We start from the raw sequence: 23628 nt of genomic DNA, 5'->3' as shown, positions 1-23628 counted from the left end.
TGCGGGGTTTGGGTTCTGGCTTCACCGCCCACGGCCGCCGCTTGCGCGGGTCGGTCTTACACGGGCTCGCCAGGCCAGAATTATCGGCTGGTCTGGCCCGCCGTCTCCAGCGCTACCGCTGGAACTGCTGACGAACGGCGCCGTGGCCCCGACTGGACCACAACTGGCATATCCCGGCCAGTCACGGGGGATCAAGTTATGCCGCCAACCTATCTTCGACGTACGACAAGCTCTGCTAGAACACACCAAAGCACACTCGAATACACCCCAGCGGCAACAGCTCCTCACCCCTGGCGACTCGTCGACTATTGGACGTGGACCCGCCAGCCTGATCTAACCGACTTCGTCGTCCGGTAACCGTTAGCCAAGCTCCCAGTTCATGTTCTTCGCAAACGTCCTGGCGTCATCGGAGATCGTTCCGAGCTGGTTGCAGCGCTGGATGTACTCCTGCACCATCACCAGGAAGTTCATCGGGTTGTAGGCGTCTTCTTCGTAGCTCCACCGATCCTCGCCCGCGTACTTGAGCACCGAGATGACCGGCGTCTCATGGATACTGCCGTCCCCGGGATCCTTCATCCGGTTCGGGATCTTGGCGATCACCCAACCCATTTCTTCGTCGATGGCGTACCACTCGCAGGGGAAGAACGGCATCTCGTTGCCGGGGAACATGTTCATCGTCGACACGATCCATTCCCGGATCTGCTCGCGACCGCTGAAGCTGCCCAGTGCGTGCTCGACATACGTTGCGTCTTCGGTGAATTGGTCGGCGTAGCTCGACCAGTCCCAGGTCTTGCCGATCTCGACGACGCGCTGCTCGTAGCGCTCGAAGGCCGCCTCCAGCTGTTCGCGTGACCACTGCCCCATCGCGGACTCCAATCGGCTCGTCAAACGCCGAACCTGTTCTACCAAACGCTCCGTCCGGCCGTACCCAATTCCGTTAGTGTCCGTCATCATGGCGCTGACCCCGGACGCTCAGGTGCTGGCCGAGATGACCGCATTGTTCGCCGCGCTCGGGGAGATCGAGCCGCCGCCGGTCGGCGACGTCGAGGCGCGACGGATCAACGGGCACCGCATGTTCGACCTCGTTGCCGCTTCGGCTGCACCCGCCGAGGGTGTCGTTACCGAACACTTCTCGCTGTCCGCACGCGACGGGGCGACGCTGGATGCCACCTGGTACCGGCGGACGGCGGGGGACCAGCCCGGTAGCGCGGTGCTGTATCTGCACGGCGGCGGCATGATCTTCGGTCTCCAGCACATCGGCAAGATGTATGACGTCGCGGTGCGGGGGTACGTCGCGACCTCCGGCGTGCCGATGCTGATGATCGACTACCGCATCGCGCCCGAGCATCCACATCCGACGCCAGTGGAGGATTGCTACACGGCGCTGGTGTGGCTGGCTGAGCAGGCGCCCGCGCTGGCAGTGGACCCGAGCCGGATAGCCGTGATGGGCGACAGCGCAGGTGGCGGGCTGGCCGCCGGCGTGGCATTGCTTGCCCGCGACCGGGACGGACCGGCGATCGCCCAGCAATTGCTGATCTACCCCATGCTCGACGACCGGCCGTCGATGCCCGACCCCGCCCTCGTGCCGTTTCTGACCTGGACCTATGACGACAACCTCACCGGCTGGGGAGCGCTGCTCGGCGACGACGCCGGTGCTGCGGACGTCTCACCGTATGCCGCCCCGGCCCGCGCGGACGACCTGACCGGGCTGCCCGATACCTACGTCGATGTCGGCGACCTCGACATCTTTCGTGATGAGGACATCGCCTACGCGCGTCGACTCTCCGACGCCGGAATCCCCACCGAATTGCACCTGCATCCCGGCTGCCCGCACGCCTTCGAAGGGTTGGCGCACGGGGCCGACGTCTCGAAGCGCGCGGTCAGCGATCGCGTGCGGCGACTTCGGTCGCTGTAGCCGACGTCACGGTAACGACGTCGCCGGCCGGCCCGATAACAAAACGGGGGTTTAAACGTCATGCCGTCAATGCTGCGGTAGGCAAGTCAAGGGAATGAATAGTGACCGCTCCGACGTCGGATTAGTGAACACCATCGACGTCGGGTCACAAGGTAGGAGTCAAAGATGAAGCTGGTTAAGACTGTCGTCAACGCCGTGTTCGTCGCCGCGCTCGGCTTAGGTGCCGTCGGGCTGGGTGGAGGCGTTGCGTCCGCTCAACCGGCTGCGCCCGCCCCGTTGAAGCCGGGGCACGATCTCGATGACATCGACAGGCCGTGCTTCCCGTTCTGCGAAGGCCGGGACGACGACTGGAACGACTTCAAACGCGGCGACTGGAACGACTTCAAACGCGGCGACTGGGACAAAGGTCCCTGGTGGGCCAACAATCGGCACGACTGGTGGGACGACCGGCAGGGTCCGCCGCCGTGGGGCTGGGGCCCACCGCCGGCGCATCACTGGCACGGTGGTCCGCCGCGGCCGTTCAACTACTGGGGATACGACGTGAACCCCGTGTGGGATCCCGGCTTCAACCAGTGGGGCATCTGGCTGTTCGGCCTCTGGATTCCGGTCTTCGGGATCGGCTTCGCCTAACGTCCTGGGCCTTCTGGGGGAGCCTCCACCACGGCCTTGATCCGCTCTAGCGTCTTGCGCATGTCGCGGATATTGCGCCGCCGGCGCAGCTGACCGCCCAGCAGCGAGTACACCTTGATGAAGGCGCTGTCGTTCAGGCGAAACGACTCGGTGACTTCGGTGCCGCCGTCCGCCGGAGTGAAACGGTAGTGCCAGTTGTTCACCGGCGTGTCGCCGACGAGCACCTCGAAGCCGAACTCGCGACCTGGGTCGCAGGCGGTGACCCGGCAGGTCGTCCAGTACACGGGTCCGATCTCATTTCGTCGGACATGTCCCCGGAAACGTGCACCAACTTCGGGGCCGGTGGCGCCGTCCAGCCACTCGGCCTCGAATGTTTCCGGCGAGAACCTGCCGGTGTTGCGGACGTCGGCGACAAGGTCCCAAATCTTGTCCGCCGGCGCCGCCATCGGAACCGTCACAGATGCGTGCATCAAATTCATCCTCCTTTGATAGTTCCGATCTTCGCAGATAGCGGTAGTCAGCCGTCGTTCTCATCCTCCGGGACATCGTGCCGGACGACGCGTACGTGGCCGCGCGGCAGGCACGCCGCGTAGCCGTGGTACTTGCCGTACAACTCCCACGCGGTTTGGTGTGGGTCGGCGTTCACGCGGATCTCGTGGCCATCGGAGAATCGCAGGTGAAGGCCGCCGTTGTCGTCCCATTCGGCGTGGCTGCACGTCGAGCCGGCAAAGTCGAACAACGCGCGCTCTGCTGTCCTGATGGCCGCCGGATCGATGGCCACCACCTCCGAATCAGCGGAATCTATCGCCGGCAGCGTGAGCAACAGCGGAACCGAGATGACGAGTTCGTTGTAGTCGTCCATGTTCAGCACGAGACCGTCGCTGAACATGATCCGCTGCACCAGGCATCCCTGGATCCACTGTTCGGTCATCTTTTCACTCTGGACGGTCGACGCACCCCACACAAGAGTCGTACAGCAGTGCCACCCGGCAGGTGAACCCGGCAACCGACAAACCCGTGTCAAAAGTGGGTCTCACAACACACGCCCGGCGTAACTTGGGCGTAGGGAGGAGTCGCTATGAACAATCGTCTTTTCCGTTTGGCCAGGTCATTGGCCCTTGGTGTGGCCGCGGCCGGTCTCGCGTTGGCGCTCAGCAGCCCGCCTGCGGCGCTCGCCGATGACCGTCTGCAGTTCACCGGGACGACCCTGAGCGGCGCGCCGTTTGACGGTGCGTCTCTGCAGGGCAAGCCGGCCGTGCTGTGGTTCTGGACGCCGTGGTGCCCGTTCTGCAACGCCGAGGCGCCATCGGTGAGCAATGTGGCGGCCGCCAACCCGGACGTGACCTTCGTCGGCGTCGCCGCGCGCTCCGATGTCGCGGCGATGGAGGGCTTCGTGTCGAAGTACAACCTGAACTTCACGAATCTCAACGACGCCAACGGCTCGATCTGGGCGCGCTACAACGTTCCGTGGCAGCCGGCATATGTGTTCTATCGTGCCGACGGCTCATCGACGTTCGTGAACAATCCGACCGCAGCGATGCCTCAGCAGGAGCTGTCCGATCGGGTGGCGGCGCTGACGGCCTAAGACCGCAGCGCCGAGTGGAACACGATCTGGTCGGGCTGGCGTTCGCCGCTGGACTGGTGGCCGCGCTGAACCCGTGCGGGTTCGCGTTGTTGCCCGCCTATCTGGCGTTGGTGGTGCGGGGAAACACCACCGGGGGAGTAGCGGCGGTGGGTCGCGCGCTAGCGGCAACCGTGGTGATGGCGCTCGGATTCCTGGCGGTGTTCGGCACTTTCGGGCTGCTGACCGTCACGGTTGCCTCGACGGTGCAGCAATACCTGCCGTATGTCACCGTGCTGATCGGCATTGTGCTTGTTGCGCTGGGCATCTGGCTTCTGACCGGGCGCGAGTTGGCCCTGTTGATGCCAGATCGATTGACCCGCAACGGTTCGTGGGCGCCGACGGCACGCCTTGGGTCGATGTTCGGCTACGGCGTGGGTTATGCGATCGCCTCGCTGTCCTGCACCATCGGTCCGTTCCTGGCGGTGACCGGAGCCGGCTTGGGCAGCACTTCGGTGTTGCAGGGCGTGTCGATATATCTGGCTTACGCCGCCGGCTTCGCGTTGGTGGTCGGTGTGCTGGCCGTTGCCATCGCATTGGCCGGCACTGCTCTCGTCGACCGGATGCGGCGAATCCTGCCCTTTATCAACCGGATTGGCGGCGCGCTCCTGGTTGTGGTGGGACTGTACGTCGGCTATTACGGCTTCTACGAGGTCCGGTTGTTTACGGCCAACGGTGATCCAAACGACCCGGTGATTGCGGCGGCCGGCCGCCTGCAGGGGGCGCTGGCCGGCTGGGTCCATCAGCACGGGCCGTGGCCATGGCTGGTGGCCCTGGTAGTGCTGACGCTGGGCGCGCTTGCCTGGGCCTGGCGCTCGAAGTCCGGCTCCGGTGTCAGATGGTCCGCCTCAGATCGGGCCACGGCGGACGACGAACCATAGCCAGCGTGGCGAGGGTCGCCGAGACCAGCCCAATCAGCTCGCCCATCAGCGCGATCCGGGTGGCGTCTACCGCCGGCACCCAGGACGCCTCGCCATCCTTGATGACGAACACGCCGACCGGCTTTGCGTTGAGCCGAAGCTCGGTGTCCTCGGTGCCGGGCCGTGTCCTGCCGCGCACTTTGGCGACCGGGACGATCGTCACCCCGTCCACGGTTTCGTACGGCTGTCCGTAGACCCGGGACGCCGCCGGATCCGCCACGATGGAATCAAGGGCCTCTCGCAATCTCACTGCTTTCCTTTCGTCGGATCGATGATTTCCGCGGGTGCGGCTGGTCATACCTTGCACTGGTTCGTTCGGACAGTGAGGAGCGAGTAATGGTAATTGTCGCGGGTCATGTGATTGTCGACCGGCAGGAGCGTGCCGGCTATCTGGCCGGGTGCGAGCGGGTGGTCGAACAGGCCCGAAGCGCTCCGGATTGCCTTGACTTCGCGATATCGGCTGATCTGCTCGACCCGACGCGGATCAACATCTTCGAACGATGGGAATCGCAGTCCGCCGTCGAGGCTTTCCGCGGCAGTGGGCCCAGCGATGAGCAGGCCGGCGCAATCGTGTCCGCCTCGGTGGCCGAGTACGACGTGGCGAACGGGCGGACCATCACCTAGCGGCGCTGAGTTTGCTGTCGCAAATTCCGGGTACCTGCTAAGCAAGAGGGTCCTACACTTATTGACACGGGCGCCAAATGAAGGACGACAACGGAGACAGTTATGACCGTCTCGATTTCACATCCCGTCTTGCACACTGTCGAGGCTGGGTCGACCCAGCCCACCACCCTGTCCGCTCTGCTTCGCGAGCTCGGTGTCTCGCATTCGTGCGTCGAGAAGCACAAGGTGGCGCTGCGCGGTTGGCTGTGCGTCAATATGCCGCACAAGCCCCTCAGAATCAGCCTGCTGGAAAACGGCTACGGCCTGCTGCTCAAGGAGACTGACGAGGCGCGGGCGGCTACCCGCTCTTGAAGTGGTGCTCGGTAGGGTGCTGCACCGACGCCGAGTGAGACCGCGCCCGCTGGTCGGCCGCCTCCTGCTCGGCGGGGTTCACGACGAGGGCATCGGGGCCCGGATACACGGTGGCCTCGTGGTGCGTGGCGAACCACCGAACCACATAGGGTGGCGAGCCGTCCGCGGAGCGGACCTCGGTGATTTCGCCGCGCTGGTCGGGCTGCTCAACGGTCGCGCCCTTGATCACCAGCCAGTCGCCTACCTTGGCCTTCATTGTCCGCTCCTTCCGTTTTCAACAAGCCTTATGCGGGCACATGGAAATTGTCTCTCGCCGCGCAAGGGCGTGTAACTGCCTGCCCGCGGATTGCGATATCCCGGTATACGCCAAACGGAAGTAGCGCCGTGAACCTTGTCCAGAAAACTCGCAGCTCCTGGGTCCGCCGGCTCACGGTGGCCGCCATCGCCGCAGCCCTTCTACCAGGCCTTATCAGCCTCGTCGGTGGCACGCCGACCGCGGCGGCCGCCGTCGAGGTGCTAAGTGTGCCGTCGCCCTCCATGGGCCGGGACATCCAGGTGCAGTTCCAGGGCGGCGGGCCGCACGCGGTATACCTCCTGGACGGGCTGCGCGCGCGCGACGACCGAAACGGCTGGGATATCGAGACCGGCGCCGTCAGCTGGTTCGACGGGTCCGGGCTCTCGGTCGTCATGCCGGTCGGTGGCATGTCCAGCTTCTACACCGACTGGTACCGGCCGGCCGTGGGCAACGGCACCACGCAAACCTACAAGTGGGAGACCTTTCTAACGTCGGAGCTTCCCGGCTGGCTCGCGGCCAACAAGGGGGTCAGCACGTCCGGCAACGCCGTGGTCGGACTGTCGATGTCCGGGGGAGCTGCGCTGATTTTGGCCGCGTATCACCCCGGCCAGTTCATCTACGCGGGATCGCTGTCAGGGTTCCTGAACCCCTCCGAGGGACTCTGGCCGGTGCTGATCGGCATCGCCATGGCCGACGCCGGTGGCTTCGACGCACTCGACATGTGGGGGCCCTACGGCGGGGGAGCCTGGCAGCGCAACGACCCCATGCTGCAGATCGGGCGGCTCGTCGGCAACGGCACCCGCATCTGGGTGTACAGCGGCAACGGCAATCCGACGGATCTCGATGCCGGTCTGGGTAACGCCCAGATCCCGGCACAGTTTCTCGAAGGACTGACCATCCGCACGAACAAGGAGTTCCAGAGCCGCTACCTTGACGCCGGTGGCGGCAACGGCGTATTCAACTTCCCGCCGAACGGCACACATAGTTGGGGTTACTGGGGCGGCCAGCTGCAGGCGATGAAGCCTGACCTTCAGCGGGTGCTGGGCGCCGCGCCGGCCGCCTGATCCGTCGACGGGCTATCCTCAACGCAGCCAGCCCGGGCCAAGGGGTATCGTGCCCAACGCGCTGGGGCGACACCATAATGCATCAACCGGACCTCAACGCCTGCAGGATTGCGGGCGCCGAAAGGCTGTACCTTTGCCAGAAACATCGACTGACACCCAGGACCTGAAGCCTCATTTCGAGGACGTGCAGTCGCACTACGACCTGTCTGACGACTTCTTCCGGCTTTTCCTCGATCCGACGCAGACATACAGCTGCGCGTACTTCGAGCGCGACGACATGACGCTTGAAGAGGCCCAGCTGGCCAAGATCGACCTGTCGCTGGGCAAGCTGGGGCTGCAGGCCGGCATGACGCTGCTCGACGTGGGTTGCGGCTGGGGCGCCACCCTGCGTCGAGCTGTCGAGCGCTACGACGTGAACGTGGTCGGCCTGACGCTGAGCCGCAACCAGCAAGCCCACGTCGAGCGGTCGTTCGCCACACTGGACAGCCCGCGCTCCAAGCGGGTGCTGTTGCAAGGCTGGGAGCAGTTTCGCGAACCCGTCGATCGCATCGTCTCCATCGGCGCATTCGAGCACTTCGGCTTCGACCGCTACGACGACTTCTTCAAGATGGCCTACCAGGCCCTACCGGACGACGGCGTGATGATGCTGCACACGATCGTGCAGGTGAGCTCCGAAGAGATCGAGGAGCGCGGCCTGCCGATATCCATGCGGCACCTGAGGTTCTTCAAGTTCATCATGGACGAAATCTTCCCCGGCGGACGCCTGCCGTCGGTGGCGAAGGTCGAAGAGCATGCGACCAAGTCCGGTTTCGGCGTCAAGCTGGTCCAGCCGCTGCGGCTGCATTACGCCCGCACCCTGGACAACTGGTCGGCCGCCCTGGAGTCTCACAAGGACGAGGCCATCTCGATCCAATCCCAAGAGGTTTACGACCGGTACATGAAATACCTGACCGGTTGTGCGGACCTGTTCCGCGACGGCTACACCGACGTCTGCCAGTTCACCCTGGCGAAGAGCTAGGATTCAGCGCCTCCCGACGGTCGCGATCGCGTCGATGACCGGCCGTGGATCATCGAGGGCGACAAAGGTTTTAGCGTCGGGCACCTCGATCAACGAGGAGTTCGGGAAGAGTTCGGCCATCCGGGTAGCGAGCGACGGCGTGAAACATCGGTCGCGCTGTCCCCACACCAGCGTGACGGGCTTGGTGAACCGGGGGAACCGAGTCGACACGTCGTTCAGGTCGGTCTTGGCGACGTGGCGGAGCAGGGTGGCCAGGTCGCGGCAGATGCGAGAGTCGTTGCGGCAAGGGTCGAGCCAGGCGTTGGTGAGTTGCGGGTCCGGATCATTCATCAGCAGTCCGAAGCCGAGCGGTGAATGCCGGAGCGCCGTCAGCTTCATCTGACCGAACAACAACTTGATCGACGCCGGCCCCCGCAGCAGCGCAAAGACGAGCGGGAAAGGGAACGGCGGGAACTTGTCGAACGCGTCACAATTGGTCAGCACCACGCTCCCGATCTGGTCGGGGTGCGCGTCGATGACGAACTGACACAAGCCACCACCGGTGTCATTGCCAACCAGCGTCACATCGGAAAGGCCGAGCGCGACAATGAAGTCGCGGATCAAGGTCGCCAGGCCGCGCGGCGACAGGTCTGCGCCGTCGTTCACCGGGATGGTGTGGGAGCCGAGCGGCCAGTTCGGCAGAATGCAGCGAAACCCCTGCCTCGCCAATTCCTCGGCGACCGGCAGCCACAGCCGCTGGTCGACCAGGATGCCGTGCACGAACAACACCGGCGGATGAGGCGAGTTCTCGGGTCCCAACACTCGGTAGTCGATCGTGGCCTGCTCCAACGCGGCGTGGGGCATGTCCGCAGGTCCTCTCCGAGAGATCGTTCCGTACCGACTCCCAGTATGGAAATGACGGGACGCCATGTCCACGCCCGGCCTTAGGCGAACTGGTCCAGTCCAGCCGCCCGGAGGATGATGCGGTCGAATCGACGATCGGGCAATAGCCGGCGCAACAACAGCATCCGCTTCGCGCCATCGCCGGCCGGGTAGCGGGTACGGGGCCGATCACTGGTCAGCGCGTGCAGCACTGCATCGGCGACCACCTCGGGTGCCGAGCCGCTCGCCGCGTGCTCACTGATGTTCTCGGCTATGGCTTCCAGTTGCGGCCCATATCTGCGCCGGCCGTCCTCCGGTAGGCAACGGATGACTTCTTCGGTGTCGCGTTGGAGTTTCCCTCTCATCGCGGTGGCGATGAAACCGGGTTCCACCACCGAGACCTGGACCCCCAATTGCCGGAATTCCAACCGCAATACGTCGCTCAGGCCTTCCAGGCCGTGCTTGGCCGTCACGTAGGGAGCCATCAGCGGTACGCCGGCTTTGCCGGCTGCGGACGTGATGTTGACGACCCGGCCATGACCCTGGCGCAGCAACGGCAGCAGCGCCTGGGTGACCGCGAGTGGTCCGACCAGGTTGACCTCGAGCTGCTGACGAAATCCGGACAACGACAGATATTCGACCGGTCCCGGCAGAGTGGATCCCGCGTTGTTGACCAGCCCCACCAGGCCGGCGTCGCCGACGGCGGTGCTGACCTGTTCGGCCATTGAGGCGATCGACGCCGCGTCGGTCACGTCGATGTACACCGGGGTCAGCGCCTCCGATGCCGCCGCTTGCAGGGCTGCACCATCGGCCTCCTTGCGGACGCCGGCGAAAACCCGGAATCCCTTGCCGTCCAACGTGAGTGCACACGCGCGACCGATTCCCGTCGACGCCCCTGTGATGACTACTGCTTTCATGGTGTGCTCACCTACCTTGCGATTTAGTGGCCACCGCGGTGCAGAACGCGGCAGTCATGACGTCAATGACCGCCTGGCGGTCGGGTACCGCTGCGCCGGCCGCCGTCAGCCGGCCGCGCGCCAGCAGGTGAACGCTGATCGGCGCGATCAGCAACGGCACCAGCAGTGAGAGCGGCAGGTCGGCGCAGCGACCGCCCGCGATCTGGGTGGTCAGCCAGCCGCCGATGTTAGCGATGATGCGGGGGAGGATCCGGTCGCGGAAGAGCTGTGCAGCAATGCCGTTGGGTTTGGCCAGGACCTCGGCGAACAATGCCTCCAGCACACCGGTATGACCGCGTTGACCGTTGATGGTGTCGAAAACCGCCGTGTAGATCGTCCGCACTCCGGATTCGAAGTCGGTGAACCGCTCTGGATTGGCTGACATCAGCTGCTCGACCGCGGGCAGCGGCGCATGCCGTTCGAACACCGCGGCCAACAGGCCCTCGCGTCCACCGAAGGCGGTATGCACCGAGCTGACCGAACACCCCACCCGGCGCGCAACACCGTCGACCGTCAGCGCGGCGACACCGTCGGCAACGATCACCTCGGTGGCTGCGGCGATCGCACGATCGGCGACGCCGACCCGGCTGCCCGGGTCGGCACCTGCCTTTCGGACGGCCTCGTCGAGCGCCCGCCGGTTTCGAACCCGGCGGTAGATCGTCGAGCGTGACACCCCGGCGCGCCGGGCGATCTGATCCAGCGACAGCTCGGCGACCGGTGTTCCGGTCTCCTGCGCCTCCGCCATCGCGGCCTCGACGATTCCGCTGTCCACAGCACTGATACTAGACACTAGTTGCCATAGTCTCAAATGCCAGAGCAAGCGCGTAGATTTACCCCAAGCGCTGTGGTCTGGAGTGGTTGAGGCAGATATGAGCGGCGGTAAACACGGATGGCTCCGCACGTCACGCGCCATGACGCTGCTGCTTGCCGTGCTCTCGATCTCGTTGGTTTTGGGAATCGCCTTCGTCGTGATCGCCGATGCTCCCACCTCGGACGTCGCCGCGCTGACCGACGAACAGGCCAGGGACCAGGTGGTGGATTCGGCTCGACAGATCGTCACAGTCGCCCAACTGCGCGAGGCCACCGGCGGCTACACCTTTCTGTCCTGCACGAACGAGCATGACCCTCCGTATCAAGCCGCGGTCTACCTGAACTTCCGGTTATCCGGCACAAATTGGGTGAAGCAGATCCGCGAGATAGCGGCCGCCATGCTCGCCCTTGGCTGGCAGGAGGCCCCGACGATGGGCGAGCATTTCGGCAGAAAGCTCACCAAAGACGGCGTCACGGCGACCGTTCACCGAAACCTCGACGACGCCGCGTTCGGGGCCATGCGGATCTACGGCGAATGCCGCAACGTGGGCGACCACCGCAACGACAACCCGGCGTGGACCGACATCGGCGATCAGCTCAGTTGAGGCTCCGCTGCAGCACGGAATCGACGAGTCCAGTCCTCCCGATCGGACAATGTTGTCAGCAGGCGACCGGATGAGACTCGCAGTACGGGGTCGTGCCCGGGAAGCGGTAGCGGTGATCGACGACCCACCGGTAGACGGCGTCCTGCAGGGACCGGATGCCGGGTATCCGATAGATGAACAGCGGCAGCCTGGTGCCCAGCGCCGCCGACAGCGCGGCGTTTGCGGCCTCCGCCCCGCCATATACTTGGCCGGACGCGTCCAGCCACCACACCGATTCGCCGAGTCGCTCGGCGGGGATCCCGAGTCGCTCGGCGGTGCCCGCGCGTTGGTGCGGCTCGGTCTGCAGGTCGCCGGTGCGGTTTAGTTTGACCAGGAAGTTTCGGGCGCGAGTGCACATCCCGCACGCACCGTCGAAGAACAACACTCCGTTCACAACTTCATTATCCGCCCGCCGCCCCGGCCGGTGTCAGGTCGGTGACGGCTTGCCGGGCCGGGATGACGGCCGTCATCCGCAGTGCGGTCTCTCCGGCATACAGGGCGGCGCGGTCAACCGACGACGCGGGCATCCCGACCGTCGGGGCGATGGGGGAGAAGAACGGAAGTCCGGGCGTTTGCGTCCGGAGAACCGACGCGGCCGCCCGATCCGGAAGCTTGGCCAGGACCGCGCTGCGGGAATTGATCAATCGTGGCAAGACCTTGATCGTTCCGTCATCGCGACACCAGCGTTCGGTTGCGGCATTGGCGATGACCCGGTGCGGCGCCGGCCAACCAAGTCCGAACAGGGTCGTCCTAAAGGTCTTGCGCGCGGCCAAGACTCGGCGCTGATACTCCGGATGTGCGCCCGATTCGTGCGTCAACAGAAATCTTGTTCCCGCGATCACGCCGCTCGCCCCGGCCGTCAAGGCGGTCCGGGTGTCGTCGCCGGTCGCTATTCCGCCGGCGAGCAGCACCGGTCGGCCGTCGGAGAGTTCGAGCGCGCGCGGCAAGAAGTGCAGCGCCTCAGTGGTTCCGGAAAGATGCCCGCCGGCCTCACCTCCCTGCGCGATAAGCGCATCGGCGCCCCAGTGCACCGCCCGGCGTGCCTGGTCCTCCGTGCCGACCATGACCATGACGAAAACGCCGGCGTCCCTGAGCTCCTGCACCAACGCGCGATCACCGCCGAATGCCACCACGGCGGTGTCGATGCGGGAGTCGACACACATCGCGACGTGACGCCGGCGCAGGAATGGAGTCAGGAGGTTCACCGCAACAGCACGGCCGGGCGCGCCGTCGCGAATCTGGCGGATCGAATCGCGCAGTTGGTCCGGAGGGGCCAGGCCCAGCGTGCCCAGACCACCGGCGCCGGCGACAGCCACCGCGAGTTCCGGGCCTGCCAGGCCGCCGCCCATTCCGGCCTGCCCGACCGGCACATCCAGGCGCAGCCGGTCCAGAAGGTCCATGAAGCGCACGTTATCGCGCGGGCGGACCTTTGGGTGCGCCGGCGGCATCGCGGCGGCGCGCGGCCATTCCGGCGAGCGACTCCAGCACCACCCGATGCGCCGCGTTCACCGTGAGGTCGCTGACGTCGTAGGGCGGGGACACCTCGACCACGTCGACGCCGGCAACATCGTGCTCGTAACTGAGTTGTCGCACCATCCGCAGGAGATCCGCGCTGGGAATGCCACCGGGCTCCGGCGTCCCGGTGCCGGGTGCATAAGCCGGGTCCAGCACGTCGATATCCACCGACAGGTAGAGCTTGTCCGCCTTGGCCAGTGCCTCCGCCACGGCGTCTGCCATCACGTCCTTGAATCCGCGGTCCCAGATCTCCTGCATGGTGTGCCAGGTCATTTCCTGCTCGACCATCCACTCGAAGACGTCCTGCGGCGGCCAATAGCCGCGCAGGCCGACCTGGACGAAATGGGTGCCGGGGACGGCGCCGGATTCGATCAGCCGGCGCATCGGAGTGCCGTGGCTGGCCAGGTTTCCGTCGATGATGTCCGCGGTGTCGGCGTGCGCGTCGAAATGGACGATGCCGACATTGCCGTAGCCGTGAACGTCGGCCACCGCCGTCGCGGCCGGCCAGGTGATCGAGTGGTCCCCGCCGAGGATGACCGGCACGATGCCGCGCGACGCGACGGCGTTGACGCGCTCGCGGATGTTGGCGTGGGAAACCTCCGTCAGACCGTGCGGGCAGAACGCGTCGCCGAAGTCGACGACCTCCAGCCAGTCGAAGATCTCCAACCCGAAGTCCAGGTGATACGTGCCGGGCTGGTAGGCCGTGGCACGGATTGCCCGCGGGCCGAAGCGGGCACCCGGCCGGTTCGTGGTAGCGACGTCGAACGGGGCGCCGACGATCGCGACGTCGGGCCGCCACGACTCCAGCTGCTCGACCTCGGTCAAGAACGGACGGTGGCCGAACGACGCAAGTCCCGCGTGGGGCAGGTCCAGCTGCTCAGCCATTCCGGGGGGCAGGTCCCGCTCCGGCTGGTGGTCGTGCCGATTGCCCATCAGCGAGTCCCGAGGGGACCGGCGGCTTCAGCCGTCGGGGGGATCGGGGCTTCCGCCGTACAGTGGCGAAAGTTGTCGGTGCCCACCTGTAGCGTTCCTTTCAGGATTGGACGGGTCCTTCGTGCAGCGTCGGGAGACGCACCGCAGAGAAGAATCTGAGACTGAGTGAGGCCAACAAGGCCGTTGCCTTCAGCCATCAGAGACGTCACGGCGTGACACTACCGTTCGGCGCGACTCGATTTCGGGTATTGCCGGTGGCTATCCGGGAAGCGCGCGATCGATGATCGCGCGGGTGTCCACCCCGGCCGGGAGGGTGCCGTAGGCCAAGCCGCGGTCGGGCCCAAGGCGTCCTGCGCAGTAGGCGTCGGCAACGGCCGCCGTCGAAAACCGCACGAGCAGACTGGCGATGAACCCGACGGCAAGGTCTTCGACCATGCGCCGCGCGCCGGCCTGAGGATCCGTCGATTTGGCCAGGGCGGCAAGCTTTGTGGGCAGCGTGTCGAGATGTTCGTCAAGCCGTCGGTCGGCACCCCGCGCGACGGCGCACTCGTCGAGGAACGCGGTGATCGCCTCGGGTTCCTTGGCCGCGACACGCAAGATGTCGAGTGCGACGACGTTGCCCGACCCCTCCCAGATCGGGTGGACGGCGGCGTCGCGGAGCAGCCTCGGCAGCCCCGAGGCTTCGCTGTAACCGTTGCCGCCCAGGCATTGCATGGCCTCGGCGATATGGCCGGTGGCACGGCCGCAGCCCCAGTACCCCATCACCGTGCCGGCGATGCGGTTCATCGGTGACCTGTCGCCGCGCGCCGACAGATACATCAGCGCGGCGGTCTGGCCCTCTGACTCGATGGCGAGGTCGGCCAGTACGTTGGCCATTGCCGGTTGATCGATCAACCGTTCGCCAAAAGCGCTGCGGTGCTGGCAGTGGTGGATCGCCTGTACCAGCGCGGCACGCATCTCGGGGGAGACCGCCGGCCCGAGCCGGGCGTGGCTGAGGTTATGGATCAACGGGATCATTCCCCGCCCGTCCTCGCCGACCAGCCAGCCGCGCGCACCGCAGAACTCGATCTCGGCCGACGGCAGCGACCGGGTTCCGAGTTTGTCCTTCAGGCGCACGATCCGAAAGCCGTCACCGCGCTCGACGAGGAAGCACGACAGGCCCGCCGGTGTCTTCGCGATCGTCAAGAAGACATCGCACATCGGCGCCGAGCAGAACCACTTGTGCCCGTCGAGGACCCACGAACCGTCTCCGGCGGGGACCGCGGTGGTGGTTATCCGTCGCACATCTGAACCGCCCTGCCTTTCGGTGAACGCCTGCCCGGCCAATGCGCCCGCCTGGTAATCGGCCAAAGTCAGTCGCGGAACCCACTTTTCGGCAATATCGGCGGGCGCGAAACGCTGCAGCACCGGCACGGCGGCGAAGGTCATGATCATTGGGCACATCACGCCGGTATTGAGCTGACCCCACAGGTAACCCAGGGCCGCCCGCACGGCGTGCGCGTCCGGCCGGCGATCCGTCCACGGCAGCGACGAGACGCCGCGCTGTACACCGGCAGCCAGCAACCAGTGCCAGGACGGGTTGCACTCGACCTCATCGATGCGGTGGCCGACCGAATCGTGCGTGTGTAGTTGCGGCGGATGCAACTCGGCGCGACGCGCGTGCTCGCGCGCTTCCTTCGACCCGGCCAGCGCTCCGATGTCGCGCACCCGCGCCGTGCCCCAGTCCGCGTCCGCCCGCGCCAGCCCCTCCTGCAGGGCGAGATCGAGTTCGAACAGGTTCGCCTCCGGGAAAGGTGGCGCCTGGTTGAGCACCTCGTCCGCGCTCGTGCGCAGGAATTCGATGGTGGCCATGGCGGCCTCCCTTCGCGGTTGCAGCGGGATGGGCATCCGTTAACTGGCAACGCTATTCCTGTAATAAAGTGAAGTCAATTCAATTTTGTGTTAGCGTTCTCGCCATGGCTGTGGCCGCCGAACCCATCACGCCCAAGGGGCTTGCGACGCGGGACCGCCTGCTCGGCTGCGCACGAGATGTCGCGATCGCCAACGACGGCCACCTCGAGGTCGCCTGGGTTGCCGAGGAGGCCGGCGTCGTGCCCAGCCTCGTCAACCGTTACTTCGGGTCGCGCGCCGGCCTGGTCAGCGCGTTGATCGACGACTTCTTCCGACGGCTGCGCGCCGAGGTGCTCGATCTCGACCTTGACGATCAGGGGGAGTGGGCGCTCCACGAGCGTGTCCGGCTGGAGAAGGGCGTGCGCTTTCACTACACCGATCCGGTCGCGGTGGTTGTCTACACGCGCCTGTCCCGTGAGCCCGAGGTGGCAGCGACCGAGAACCGGCACATCGACATGGTCGTCAAAGCCGCGGCGGCGAACATCCGCCGCGGTCAGGCCCGCGGCGAGCTTCCGGCATCGGTGGACCCTGAGCTGGCCGGTGCGGCTATGTTCGGTGCGATGCAACGCGTGATGGTCGCCGCACTTTCGCGCAGGCGGCGCCCGCGGCCCGAGCGTGTCGTCGAAGTCCTATGGCGGCAGGTGGCCGCCGCCGTCGAGATCGACCCAACCGGAGGAGACCGTTGACCGCCGACTACGAACACCTGGGGCGAGCGGCCCGGCGTACATGGCCCATCGCGCTGGACCGACCTCGCGATCGCCGACGAACACGCCACCTTCGGCGTCACCCCCGGTCACACCGGGTTTGCGCCGTTCGGGGTAGCCTTCGCGCCCGCCGCTACGACCGCCATTTTCGCCCAAATCCCTTCAGCATGCGCGGATAGACAATCAGGTAGCGGAACGGCGTGATGGCCGCCATGTACCCGGTCCCGAGCAATCCATTGGGCTTCACCAGGATCGCCATTTCACCGCGGTACCTGCCCGTCCCGTCCGGCACCCAGCCGAGGTGGATCACACCGTGCACGGTCTTGTTGATGATCTCCGCCGCCCACTCATCATCCGTCTGATAGAGCGCCGTGAACGGGGCCGGGTTCACCGAAGACGGAGCACCGCGCAGATCCGCGGGCAGGCGATCCCGCAGGCTTTGACGGTCATCGGCGGCATCCGGGCTGTCCCAATCGAAAGCCCGGCCGAACAACTCTCGGATTGCGAACAGCAGGCCGACAACCGAGCGCCGTTGCTTGGTGTCGAACGCCGCAACCATCTGTACCAACCGCGGAAAGTCGTCCGACTCGCCCGGTGTCGGCAGCGCCCAGACGTCCTCGAGCCGGAAGTCGCGGGTGATCTCGTGGATCCGCCACGGCCGGGAAAGATGCGCAGCCTTGGGGAGTTTCATCACCGAACCTCCTCTACCCGCAGACTAACTCGCCGGTGCACACTCGAACCGTGCAGCTGGTCACCATCGAGGACATCCGCGTGGCCGCGGACCGGATTCGCAGCGCGGTCGTGCGGACCCAATTGATCCCGGCACGATGGGCGGATGCGGACCGTCCGCTGTGGATCAAGCCGGAGAACCTACAGCCGATCGGCGCATTCAAGGTTCGGGGCGCGTTCAACGCCGTCGCAAATCTGGACGAGTCGGTGCGCGCCCGCGGAGTGGTCGCATATTCGAGCGGGAACCATGCCCAGGCGGTGGCCTACGCGGCCGCCGCGTTCGGTGTTGCCGCGCACATCGTGATGCCCGAAGAAACGCCGACCGTCAAGGTGCAGGCCACCCGCGACTATGGCGCGCACGTCGTGTTGTGCGCCGCCGGCCGGCGAGAGCAGGTCGCGGCGGAAGTGGTGGAACAAACCGGTGGCGTGCTGATCCCGCCGTTCGACCACCCCGACGTGATCGCGGGGCAGGGCACGATCGGCCTGGAGATCGCCAACGATCTGCCCGAGGTGCAGTACGTGCTCATCCCGGTCAGTGGCGGCGGCCTGGCGTCCGGGATCGGCACCGCCATCAAGGCGCTCTGCCCGCGTGCCAGCGTCCTCGGCGTCGAGCCCGAACTAGCCGCCGACACCGCCGAAGGTCTTCGGCTGGGCCACCGGGTGGACTGGTCCATCGAAGACCGGAACCGCACCATCGCCGACGGGCTGCGCTCGCAGCCCTCCGAGCTCACTTTCGCGCATCTGCAGCAGGTGCTCGATGGCGTGATCACGGTGTCGGAGAACGAGATTCGCGCGGCGGTCCGTGAACTGGCCGCCAAAGCTCACCTCGTCAGCGAACCCAGCGGCGCGGTCGCGTTGGCCGCCTACCGACAGGGTTCGACACCCCGCGGGCGCACCGTGATGATCCTGTCGGGAGGAAACGTCGAACCTGCCACGCTGCGCGAGCTTCTGACCGACTAGTTTGCTGTCGCGGACTTGCCCGCCTGGCTGCCCGCTCGCCGGGTTTGCTCGGCATCGGAACCACCGTCTCGTCGGCCCGCAGTCCATGCCCGGATGGGGCCCATATCACGTGATCCGGGTAGTCTCACCCCGGTAGTGGACGAAGCGGTCCGGAGGGGAGCAGATGGACGCGGTGCTCGGGCTGTCCATGACGCCGACCACCGTTGGGCTCGTGCTTGTCGAAGGGCAAGACGCGAACGGCGCCACCATGGATCACGATGAGTTCGCGGTTCACGACCGCGGCTTGGTCAGCGCCGTCAACACCTCCGAAAAGGCAGCGGCCGCAGTGCTACGCACCGAGGCCATAGCCGCCGCCCGCGGTCACCGCCTGCATTCCATCGGTGTGACGTGGAGCGACGACGCCGATACCGAGGCCTCGCTGCTGCTGGAGTCGTTGTCGGAGTCGGGTTTCGACAATGTGGTGCCGGTTCGACTGCCGGAAGCCACCGAAGCCCTGGCCCGAGGAATCGGAAGTGTCATCGGCTACGAGATCACCGCGGTGTGCGTCATTGAGCCCGATGCCGTGATCGTTTTGGTGGTCGATGCGGATGATGACGCCGTACAGACCGCCGTCAGCCATTCCGTCAGTACCGACGAGGACCTGGCTCGGTGGTTGAGCGCCGTCTTCGCCCAGGCCGACTGGCGACCCGAAGCCCTGGTGCTGGTCGGTTCGGGCAGCGACCTGGACGCCATCACGCCACACCTGGAAGAGGTGCTGTCGGTGCCGGTCTTCGTGCCGGCCGAAGCGCAGTTGGCCCTCGCCCGCGGCGCGGCCATCGCGTCGGCTCAGGGCGCCGACTTCGTCGACCACGGGGTAAGCGAAGAGCCGGGCCGGGGCCACACCGCACGCCGGGGATTCTGGTCCGGGTCGCCCGTCGGTGCGGCCACCGCCGTGCTGGTCGCCGGAGTGGTGACCTTCGTGGTGTCGGGGTCGCTCGCGATCGGGCTGCAGCTGACGTCGGGCGAGGGCGTAAAGCCGGCCGAGCAACGGCCCGCCGCCGACACGTCGTCCGACCAGCCCGCCGCTGTGAAGAACGTGCCGTCGGCGCCGGCCGCTCCGCCGCCAATCGTCGAAGCGGCTCCACCGCCGCTCCCGCCGCCACCGGTCGCGGAGGTTCAGGCGCCCCCGCCCGAGATCGCAATCGAACCGGCCCCCGCCGCCGAGCCGCTGGCGCCCGAGCCCGTCGCCCCGCCGGAGGTCGGGTCTCCCGCCCCTGTGCCCGCGGCCCCCGTGCCCGCGGCCGTGCCGGTCGTCCCGCCACCACCGGGTGCCGCTTCGGACGCGCCGGGACTCGTCCCGGCGCCGGTGACACCGGTGCCGGAGGAAAAGCCGGGAATCCTGCGACGGATCAAGGACAAGTTGTCCGGAATCGGCAAGCCCGACGACCCGCCGCCGCCGGCCATGGTGCCACCCCCGGATCCGGCCCTGTTACCGCCGCCGCCTGCCCAATGACCCCGTGCGGGTACTGCTTCGAATCTTGATCGTCGCGGCGGTGCTGCTTGCGGTCGTCCTGGTGGAGATGACGTCGCGATCCGGTGTGCTGTGGCGACTGACCACATTCACCTACCAGGCCAACGTGCTTGCGGCGGCGTTCTACCTGTGCACCTTGGTGTTTCCGCGCACGGATGGGCGCGGCAGCGTGCGAGGCGCGATCGTGCTTTATCTGGTTGTGGCGGGCGTTCTCTGGAACCTGTTCTTGACCGGCTACAGCATGGGATACACCGCGGCCAACATCCTGCTGCACGTCGTCGTGCCGGCCCTCGCCGTCACCGACTGGCTGGTCGTCGGACGCAGCCAGCGCCAGATCCTGTGGTGGCAGCCGCTGGTGTGGCTTTTTTATCCCGCGGCCTACCTTGCCCTGGCATTGCTCGTACTGAACGAGTTGGGACGGCGGGCGCCCTACTACTTTCTGGATCCCGAAGCTGTCGGAATTGTGGCCGTCGTCGCCAACGCCGGGCTGCTCGCACTGCTTGTCCTCGGCCTGGGGTACCTGCTTTCGGCCGTCGGCCGTCCTCGACGAGACCGGCCGACGGTGACCGTTTAGGCCCCGATTGCGTGCAGGTTCTTGGCGGTCGGTGAGGTCTCGACGCTGTCGAGGTCGGGGTATGTGCCCAACACCCGATCCGCCGTACCGGAGCTGGTCACCGTGAACCAGTAATGCTCATTCTTGAAGTGGTGTTGCCGGTGATTTCGCCAGATAGCCCGGTAGACAGGGGTTTTCGGCTTGTAATCGGTGTGGATGAGGTAGTGAGCCCACTCATAGCCGAGACCGAGGACGGTGATGAATACCAGATAGGTCAGGCCGAGCCCGAGTCGCGGAAATGCCAGCAGCGCAATCCCAACCGCGAGGGGCAGCACCCACAGCAGGGCCTTCCACGGTATGAAGATCAGCGGGATGTTGCGCGGGTCGACGTGATGACGGCGATGGTCACGCGCAAGCAGCGAGTCGATTTTCAGCCTCCCGACCCGCTTCGGCCGCCAGTGCAGGATGAACACGTGGACCACCCACTCGAAGAACGGGAAGACGGCGAGCATCACGAGTGGGACGAAAGCATCGGTGATCTGCCAGTCGCCGACGACGATGCGTGCGGTGATCGCGGCAACCAGTGTGGCGCCAATCATCCAGGGGGAGGGGTGTTTCCAGAACTCGCGCCACGCATCGGCCAGCGTGAATCCCTTGCGCACGGTGCGCTCGGCCGAGATGGTCATGGCTGATCCTCCAGACTGGTGATCGCGGCGATCATCGCCGTCGTAGCGGGTTCGAGAAGGTCGACCGCCGCCCGTTTCGCCGTGTCGGGATCTCCCGCCGCGATCGCGTCGGCAAGCCTGCGGTAGGCATCCGGTCGGCCGACCTCAGCGGCCATCACCGTGGCCAGGGCGGGCAGTGCGGGCTCGTAAGCGGCGCGCAGCGTGTTGTACATCAACCGGAACACGATGGAATCGGCACCGTCGACAACGTGATCCCAGAATGTCAGCGCGTGGCGTTGCCGCTCGACCGGGTCCGTCTCGACCTCCAGCTTGTGCACCGATTGGTCGAGGAGGGCGGCCAGACCCGGACCGCGGCGCAGGGCCGCGAGTTCGGCGGTCTTCGGGCCGTTGTGCAGTCGCGCCTCGAGGATGCTGCGGACGACGGAGACGTCGAGCTCGCCGGCGCGCAGCAGCAGGCGGGGGAGCAGGTCGAGCCCGGCATGCCGGCGGAAGTCGCGCACGGTGGTCGCGTCGCCCTGGCGCACCTCGACCAAGCCGGCGGCCGAAACCCGCTTCAGTGCCTCGCGCACGGCCGGTCGGGATACTCCCAGCACCTCGGCCAGACGACGCTCGCTGGGCAGGGTCTGTCCGGGTTGCATTTCGCCGCTGAGCACGTCGGCGACGATCTGCTCGAACACGTCCTCGGGTACCGAGCGCCGGTTGACCGGTTGCAGGGCCATATGCCGAGCATGCCCGATGAAAGGCCAGAGGTCAAGTGGTCATACCACTGCTGCCTATCGCTGCCACTACCTCTGAGGTAATTGCGTGGCTTACCTACGGGCAGGCACCGTGGAGTTATGCACGACGGCCGGACCGCGAACGCACCGATTCCGCGGTGGCTGCGCTTCGTGCTCAAGTCCGACCGTGCCGGTTCGGCGTGGTATGTCGGAACCGGCTTTTTCTTCGCACCGGTCCTCGCAGTGTTCTCACCCTGGCCCACGGTGACCGCCGCACTGTGGGTGATAATCGCCCTCGCCGGTTTGTGGTTGGGTCTGCTCGGCATCGCCATGGCGACCGGGCTGGCAATCGTGTTGCGCTCGGGCGAAGAGATACCCGAGGACTACTGGCGCTCGATCATCGACTACCCGGCTACTGGGCGACCGGCGTCTTCCCGCCCGTGTAGTCGACCTGCCAGTGCTTGATGCCGTTGAGCCATCCCGACCGTAGCCGCTCGGGTTTGGAAATCGGTGTGAGGTTTGGCATTTCGTCGGCGATCCCATTGAAGATCAGATCGATTGTCATCCTCGCCAAATTGGCGCCGATGCAGAAATGCGCGCCGGTGCCGCCAAACCCGACGTGTGGGTTGGGATCTCGCAGAATGTTGAACGTGAAGGGGTCGCCGAACACTTCCTCGTCGAAGTTGGCCGAACGGTAGAACATCACCACCCGCTGACCCTTCTTGATGGGAACCCCGGACAATTCGGTGTCCTCGAGCGCTGTCCGCTGGAACGACGTGACCGGGGTGGCCCAGCGAACGATCTCGTCGGCAGCGGTCACAGGCCGCTCACGCTTGTACAGCTCCCATTGGTCGGGGAAGTCGGTGAACGCCATCATGCCCTGGGTAATGGAGTTACGGGTGGTCTCGTTGCCCGCCACCGCGAGCAGGACGACGAAGAAGCCCAATTCGTCGTCGGACAGCTTGTGTCCCTCGACATCTGCCTGCACGAGTTTGGTGACGAGATCCTCGCCGGGCTTGTCGGCCCGTTCCGCCGCCAGTTGCATGCCGTACATGATCAGGTCCATCGACGCGGTGATCGCGTCGTTGTTGGCGAACTCCGGATCCATGTCACCGACCATCTGGTTCGACCAGTGGAACAGCTTCATCCGATCCTCTTGTGGCACGCCCATCAGCCCGGCAATCGCCTGTAGCGGCAGCTCGCACGACACCTGCTCGACAAAGTCGCCCGACCCTTCCGCCACGGCTATCTTGACGATGTGCTGGGCGCGCTGGCGCAGCTCGTCACGCAACCGCTCCACCGCGCGCGGAGTGAAGGCGCGCGAGATGATTTTGCGCAGGTGGGTGTGGTGGGGCGCATCCATGTTGAGTAGAACGAACTTGCCGCGGTCGATCTGTTCGCCGACCGTGCCGTCTTGGTAGCGCGGCAGCGCCGTCTTCTCCAGGCTGGAGAACACATCACTGCGCACCGACACCTCTTTGACGTCCTTGTGTTTGGTGACGACCCAATAGCCGCCATCGTCGAATCCGCCCTTCCCAACCGGCTGCTCGTTCCACCAGATCGGCGCCGTTCGGCGCATTTCGGCCAACTCCTCGACCGGCAGCCGCTCGGCGTAAATGTCAGGGTCGGTGAAATCGAACCCGGGGGGAAGGTTCGGAGCTGGCATCGATGCACTCCTCGTCACGACGTTGTCTAGCACCCTTACCGCATTGCTACACCACAG

30 protein-coding genes are annotated in these 23628 nt (G+C 65.9%); 14 read left to right on the top strand and 16 right to left on the bottom strand.

Features of this window, described 5'->3' with window-relative positions; translation table 11 throughout:
• Positions 1-360: 360 nt before the first annotated feature.
• The gene (locus tag ACRDU5_RS05645) at positions 361-864 is read right to left on the bottom strand and encodes a nuclear transport factor 2 family protein (RefSeq protein ID WP_526613500.1); all 504 of its coding nucleotides are present in this window, start codon (positions 862-864) and stop codon (positions 361-363) included.
• Between the two features lie 88 nt (positions 865-952).
• On the opposite strand from ACRDU5_RS05645, the gene ACRDU5_RS05640 reads away from it, so the two are divergent.
• A complete protein-coding gene (locus ACRDU5_RS05640; RefSeq protein WP_526613497.1) occupies positions 953-1915 on the top strand; it encodes an alpha/beta hydrolase in 963 nt (320 codons plus the stop codon).
• A 165-nt stretch (positions 1916-2080) separates the two neighbouring features.
• Complete coding sequence (locus ACRDU5_RS05635) at positions 2081-2545, top strand: hypothetical protein (RefSeq protein ID WP_526613495.1); 465 nt, start codon at positions 2081-2083, stop codon at positions 2543-2545.
• On the opposite strand, the gene ACRDU5_RS05630 is transcribed toward ACRDU5_RS05635, so the two are convergent.
• Together ACRDU5_RS05630 and ACRDU5_RS05625 are read right to left on the bottom strand one after the other, a co-directional pair.
• Entirely contained in the window at positions 2542-3024 is a 483-nt protein-coding gene (locus ACRDU5_RS05630; RefSeq protein WP_526613493.1) for an SRPBCC family protein, read from the bottom strand. The genes ACRDU5_RS05635 and ACRDU5_RS05630 overlap by 4 nt on opposite strands.
• A 38-nt stretch (positions 3025-3062) precedes the next feature.
• The gene (locus tag ACRDU5_RS05625; protein ID WP_526613492.1) at positions 3063-3476 is read right to left on the bottom strand and encodes a DUF6188 family protein; all 414 of its coding nucleotides are present in this window, start codon (positions 3474-3476) and stop codon (positions 3063-3065) included.
• A 147-nt stretch (positions 3477-3623) separates the two neighbouring features.
• Between ACRDU5_RS05625 and dsbE the strand changes: the two genes are divergently transcribed.
• Positions 3624-4130 (top strand): disulfide bond-forming protein DsbE, encoded by a 507-nt coding sequence (dsbE, locus tag ACRDU5_RS05620; RefSeq protein ID WP_526613490.1) that lies wholly within the window; start codon positions 3624-3626, stop codon positions 4128-4130.
• Positions 4131-4144: 14 nt separating this feature from the next.
• Positions 4145-5047, top strand: coding sequence for a cytochrome c biogenesis CcdA family protein (locus ACRDU5_RS05615; protein WP_526613488.1), 903 nt, complete (start codon positions 4145-4147; stop codon positions 5045-5047).
• Here the strand turns inward: ACRDU5_RS05615 and ACRDU5_RS05610 are convergent.
• Complete coding sequence (locus ACRDU5_RS05610) at positions 5001-5384, bottom strand: hypothetical protein (protein ID WP_526613486.1); 384 nt, start codon at positions 5382-5384, stop codon at positions 5001-5003. The genes ACRDU5_RS05615 and ACRDU5_RS05610 overlap by 47 nt on opposite strands.
• Before the next feature lie 38 nt (positions 5385-5422).
• On the opposite strand from ACRDU5_RS05610, the gene ACRDU5_RS05605 reads away from it, so the two are divergent.
• Positions 5423-5710 carry a putative quinol monooxygenase gene (locus ACRDU5_RS05605; protein ID WP_526613485.1) on the top strand — a complete coding sequence of 96 codons (288 nt, stop codon included), beginning with the start codon at positions 5423-5425 and terminating at the stop codon, positions 5708-5710.
• A gap of 102 nt (positions 5711-5812) precedes the next feature.
• Complete coding sequence (locus tag ACRDU5_RS05600) at positions 5813-6061, top strand: hypothetical protein (RefSeq protein WP_526613483.1); 249 nt, start codon at positions 5813-5815, stop codon at positions 6059-6061.
• Here the strand turns inward: ACRDU5_RS05600 and ACRDU5_RS05595 are convergent.
• Complete coding sequence (locus ACRDU5_RS05595) at positions 6048-6317, bottom strand: DUF1918 domain-containing protein (protein ID WP_526613482.1); 270 nt, start codon at positions 6315-6317, stop codon at positions 6048-6050. The genes ACRDU5_RS05600 and ACRDU5_RS05595 overlap by 14 nt on opposite strands.
• Positions 6318-6445: 128 nt before the next feature.
• Here ACRDU5_RS05595 and ACRDU5_RS05590 point away from each other — a divergent pair, with 128 nt between their 5' ends.
• The gene (locus ACRDU5_RS05590; RefSeq protein ID WP_526613480.1) at positions 6446-7420 is read left to right on the top strand and encodes an alpha/beta hydrolase; all 975 of its coding nucleotides are present in this window, start codon (positions 6446-6448) and stop codon (positions 7418-7420) included.
• Between the two features lie 133 nt (positions 7421-7553).
• Positions 7554-8438, top strand: a complete 885-nt coding sequence (locus ACRDU5_RS05585) for a cyclopropane mycolic acid synthase family methyltransferase (protein ID WP_526613478.1) — start codon at positions 7554-7556, stop codon at positions 8436-8438.
• Between the two features lie 3 nt (positions 8439-8441).
• Here ACRDU5_RS05585 and ACRDU5_RS05580 read toward each other — a convergent pair whose 3' ends face one another.
• The 3 genes from ACRDU5_RS05580 to ACRDU5_RS05570 form a co-directional block, all read right to left on the bottom strand.
• Positions 8442-9281, bottom strand: coding sequence for an alpha/beta fold hydrolase (locus ACRDU5_RS05580; protein WP_526613476.1), 840 nt, complete (start codon positions 9279-9281; stop codon positions 8442-8444).
• 80 nt (positions 9282-9361) lie between these two features.
• Positions 9362-10216 carry an SDR family NAD(P)-dependent oxidoreductase gene (locus tag ACRDU5_RS05575; protein WP_526613474.1) on the bottom strand — a complete coding sequence of 285 codons (855 nt, stop codon included), beginning with the start codon at positions 10214-10216 and terminating at the stop codon, positions 9362-9364.
• A 7-nt stretch (positions 10217-10223) separates the two neighbouring features.
• Positions 10224-11027, bottom strand: coding sequence for a TetR family transcriptional regulator (locus tag ACRDU5_RS05570; RefSeq protein WP_526613472.1), 804 nt, complete (start codon positions 11025-11027; stop codon positions 10224-10226).
• A 97-nt stretch (positions 11028-11124) separates the two neighbouring features.
• On the opposite strand from ACRDU5_RS05570, the gene ACRDU5_RS05565 reads away from it, so the two are divergent.
• Positions 11125-11670, top strand: coding sequence for a lipoprotein LppJ family protein (locus tag ACRDU5_RS05565; protein WP_526613471.1), 546 nt, complete (start codon positions 11125-11127; stop codon positions 11668-11670).
• A 55-nt stretch (positions 11671-11725) separates the two neighbouring features.
• Here ACRDU5_RS05565 and ACRDU5_RS05560 read toward each other — a convergent pair whose 3' ends face one another.
• The 4 genes from ACRDU5_RS05560 to ACRDU5_RS05545 all read right to left on the bottom strand — a co-directional run bounded on the left by ACRDU5_RS05560 (position 11726) and on the right by ACRDU5_RS05545 (position 16008).
• A complete protein-coding gene (locus ACRDU5_RS05560; RefSeq protein ID WP_526613469.1) occupies positions 11726-12103 on the bottom strand; it encodes a thiol-disulfide oxidoreductase DCC family protein in 378 nt (125 codons plus the stop codon).
• Positions 12104-12110: 7 nt separating this feature from the next.
• A complete protein-coding gene (locus ACRDU5_RS05555) occupies positions 12111-13109 on the bottom strand; it encodes a nitronate monooxygenase (protein ID WP_526613468.1) in 999 nt (332 codons plus the stop codon).
• A gap of 10 nt (positions 13110-13119) precedes the next feature.
• A complete protein-coding gene (gene speB / locus ACRDU5_RS05550; RefSeq protein ID WP_526613466.1) occupies positions 13120-14157 on the bottom strand; it encodes an agmatinase in 1038 nt (345 codons plus the stop codon).
• A 258-nt stretch (positions 14158-14415) separates the two neighbouring features.
• Positions 14416-16008: an acyl-CoA dehydrogenase family protein gene (locus ACRDU5_RS05545; RefSeq protein ID WP_526613464.1), complete on the bottom strand. Its 1593-nt coding sequence runs from the start codon at positions 16006-16008 to the stop codon at positions 14416-14418.
• Between the two features lie 104 nt (positions 16009-16112).
• Between ACRDU5_RS05545 and ACRDU5_RS05540 the strand changes: the two genes are divergently transcribed.
• Complete coding sequence (locus ACRDU5_RS05540) at positions 16113-16733, top strand: TetR/AcrR family transcriptional regulator (protein WP_526613462.1); 621 nt, start codon at positions 16113-16115, stop codon at positions 16731-16733.
• Between the two features lie 151 nt (positions 16734-16884).
• Here ACRDU5_RS05540 and ACRDU5_RS05535 read toward each other — a convergent pair whose 3' ends face one another.
• Positions 16885-17442 (bottom strand): DUF2867 domain-containing protein, encoded by a 558-nt coding sequence (locus tag ACRDU5_RS05535; RefSeq protein WP_526613461.1) that lies wholly within the window; start codon positions 17440-17442, stop codon positions 16885-16887.
• A 50-nt stretch (positions 17443-17492) separates the two neighbouring features.
• Here ACRDU5_RS05535 and ACRDU5_RS05530 point away from each other — a divergent pair, with 50 nt between their 5' ends.
• The 3 genes from ACRDU5_RS05530 (at position 17493) to ACRDU5_RS05520 (ending at position 20524) form a co-directional block, all read left to right on the top strand.
• Positions 17493-18440 (top strand): threonine ammonia-lyase, encoded by a 948-nt coding sequence (locus tag ACRDU5_RS05530; protein ID WP_526613459.1) that lies wholly within the window; start codon positions 17493-17495, stop codon positions 18438-18440.
• 163 nt (positions 18441-18603) lie between these two features.
• Positions 18604-19932, top strand: a complete 1329-nt coding sequence (locus ACRDU5_RS05525; protein ID WP_526613457.1) for a DUF7159 family protein — start codon at positions 18604-18606, stop codon at positions 19930-19932.
• A gap of 4 nt (positions 19933-19936) precedes the next feature.
• Entirely contained in the window at positions 19937-20524 is a 588-nt protein-coding gene (locus ACRDU5_RS05520; protein WP_526613455.1) for a Pr6Pr family membrane protein, read from the top strand.
• On the opposite strand, the gene ACRDU5_RS05515 is transcribed toward ACRDU5_RS05520, so the two are convergent.
• Together ACRDU5_RS05515 and ACRDU5_RS05510 are read right to left on the bottom strand one after the other, a co-directional pair.
• A complete protein-coding gene (locus ACRDU5_RS05515) occupies positions 20521-21189 on the bottom strand; it encodes a sterol desaturase family protein (RefSeq protein WP_526613454.1) in 669 nt (222 codons plus the stop codon). The genes ACRDU5_RS05520 and ACRDU5_RS05515 overlap by 4 nt on opposite strands.
• Complete coding sequence (locus ACRDU5_RS05510) at positions 21186-21908, bottom strand: FadR/GntR family transcriptional regulator (protein WP_526613452.1); 723 nt, start codon at positions 21906-21908, stop codon at positions 21186-21188. The genes ACRDU5_RS05515 and ACRDU5_RS05510 overlap by 4 nt, the downstream gene beginning before the upstream one ends.
• 117 nt (positions 21909-22025) lie before the next feature.
• Between ACRDU5_RS05510 and ACRDU5_RS05505 the strand changes: the two genes are divergently transcribed.
• Positions 22026-22370, top strand: a complete 345-nt coding sequence (locus ACRDU5_RS05505) for a hypothetical protein (RefSeq protein WP_526613450.1) — start codon at positions 22026-22028, stop codon at positions 22368-22370.
• On the opposite strand, the gene ACRDU5_RS05500 is transcribed toward ACRDU5_RS05505, so the two are convergent.
• Positions 22318-23571: a cytochrome P450 gene (locus ACRDU5_RS05500; protein WP_526613448.1), complete on the bottom strand. Its 1254-nt coding sequence runs from the start codon at positions 23569-23571 to the stop codon at positions 22318-22320. The genes ACRDU5_RS05505 and ACRDU5_RS05500 overlap by 53 nt on opposite strands.
• Positions 23572-23628: the final 57 nt, after the last annotated feature.

The organism is Mycobacterium sp. (assembly GCF_050701515.1).
GTDB lineage: Bacteria > Actinomycetota > Actinomycetes > Mycobacteriales > Mycobacteriaceae > Mycobacterium.
Note: the sequence above shows the minus strand (reverse complement) of the source record. Positions and strands in the feature narration are given on the sequence as shown.

Excerpts from the sequence above, each read along its gene's own strand:
- ACRDU5_RS05645 (WP_526613500.1), bottom strand. The coding sequence starts at position 864 with ATGGGGCAGTGGTCACGCGAACAGCTGGAGGCGGCCTTCGAGCGCTAC.
- ACRDU5_RS05640 (WP_526613497.1), top strand. The coding sequence starts at position 953 with ATGGCGCTGACCCCGGACGCTCAGGTGCTGGCCGAGATGACCGCATTG.
- ACRDU5_RS05635 (WP_526613495.1), top strand. The coding sequence starts at position 2,081 with ATGAAGCTGGTTAAGACTGTCGTCAACGCCGTGTTCGTCGCCGCGCTC.
- ACRDU5_RS05630 (WP_526613493.1), bottom strand. The coding sequence starts at position 3,024 with ATGAATTTGATGCACGCATCTGTGACGGTTCCGATGGCGGCGCCGGCG.
- ACRDU5_RS05625 (WP_526613492.1), bottom strand. The coding sequence starts at position 3,476 with ATGACCGAACAGTGGATCCAGGGATGCCTGGTGCAGCGGATCATGTTC.
- dsbE (WP_526613490.1), top strand. The coding sequence starts at position 3,624 with ATGAACAATCGTCTTTTCCGTTTGGCCAGGTCATTGGCCCTTGGTGTG.
- ACRDU5_RS05610 (WP_526613486.1), bottom strand. The coding sequence starts at position 5,384 with ATGACCAGCCGCACCCGCGGAAATCATCGATCCGACGAAAGGAAAGCA.
- ACRDU5_RS05605 (WP_526613485.1), top strand. The coding sequence starts at position 5,423 with ATGGTAATTGTCGCGGGTCATGTGATTGTCGACCGGCAGGAGCGTGCC.
- ACRDU5_RS05600 (WP_526613483.1), top strand. The coding sequence starts at position 5,813 with ATGACCGTCTCGATTTCACATCCCGTCTTGCACACTGTCGAGGCTGGG.
- ACRDU5_RS05595 (WP_526613482.1), bottom strand. The coding sequence starts at position 6,317 with ATGAAGGCCAAGGTAGGCGACTGGCTGGTGATCAAGGGCGCGACCGTT.
- ACRDU5_RS05580 (WP_526613476.1), bottom strand. The coding sequence starts at position 9,281 with ATGCCCCACGCCGCGTTGGAGCAGGCCACGATCGACTACCGAGTGTTG.
- ACRDU5_RS05575 (WP_526613474.1), bottom strand. The coding sequence starts at position 10,216 with ATGAAAGCAGTAGTCATCACAGGGGCGTCGACGGGAATCGGTCGCGCG.
- ACRDU5_RS05565 (WP_526613471.1), top strand. The coding sequence starts at position 11,125 with ATGAGCGGCGGTAAACACGGATGGCTCCGCACGTCACGCGCCATGACG.
- ACRDU5_RS05555 (WP_526613468.1), bottom strand. The coding sequence starts at position 13,109 with ATGGACCTTCTGGACCGGCTGCGCCTGGATGTGCCGGTCGGGCAGGCC.
- speB (WP_526613466.1), bottom strand. The coding sequence starts at position 14,157 with ATGGGCAATCGGCACGACCACCAGCCGGAGCGGGACCTGCCCCCCGGA.
- ACRDU5_RS05545 (WP_526613464.1), bottom strand. The coding sequence starts at position 16,008 with ATGGCCACCATCGAATTCCTGCGCACGAGCGCGGACGAGGTGCTCAAC.
- ACRDU5_RS05540 (WP_526613462.1), top strand. The coding sequence starts at position 16,113 with ATGGCTGTGGCCGCCGAACCCATCACGCCCAAGGGGCTTGCGACGCGG.
- ACRDU5_RS05535 (WP_526613461.1), bottom strand. The coding sequence starts at position 17,442 with ATGAAACTCCCCAAGGCTGCGCATCTTTCCCGGCCGTGGCGGATCCAC.
- ACRDU5_RS05525 (WP_526613457.1), top strand. The coding sequence starts at position 18,604 with ATGGACGCGGTGCTCGGGCTGTCCATGACGCCGACCACCGTTGGGCTC.
- ACRDU5_RS05515 (WP_526613454.1), bottom strand. The coding sequence starts at position 21,189 with ATGACCATCTCGGCCGAGCGCACCGTGCGCAAGGGATTCACGCTGGCC.
- ACRDU5_RS05510 (WP_526613452.1), bottom strand. The coding sequence starts at position 21,908 with ATGGCCCTGCAACCGGTCAACCGGCGCTCGGTACCCGAGGACGTGTTC.
- ACRDU5_RS05505 (WP_526613450.1), top strand. The coding sequence starts at position 22,026 with ATGCACGACGGCCGGACCGCGAACGCACCGATTCCGCGGTGGCTGCGC.
- ACRDU5_RS05500 (WP_526613448.1), bottom strand. The coding sequence starts at position 23,571 with ATGCCAGCTCCGAACCTTCCCCCCGGGTTCGATTTCACCGACCCTGAC.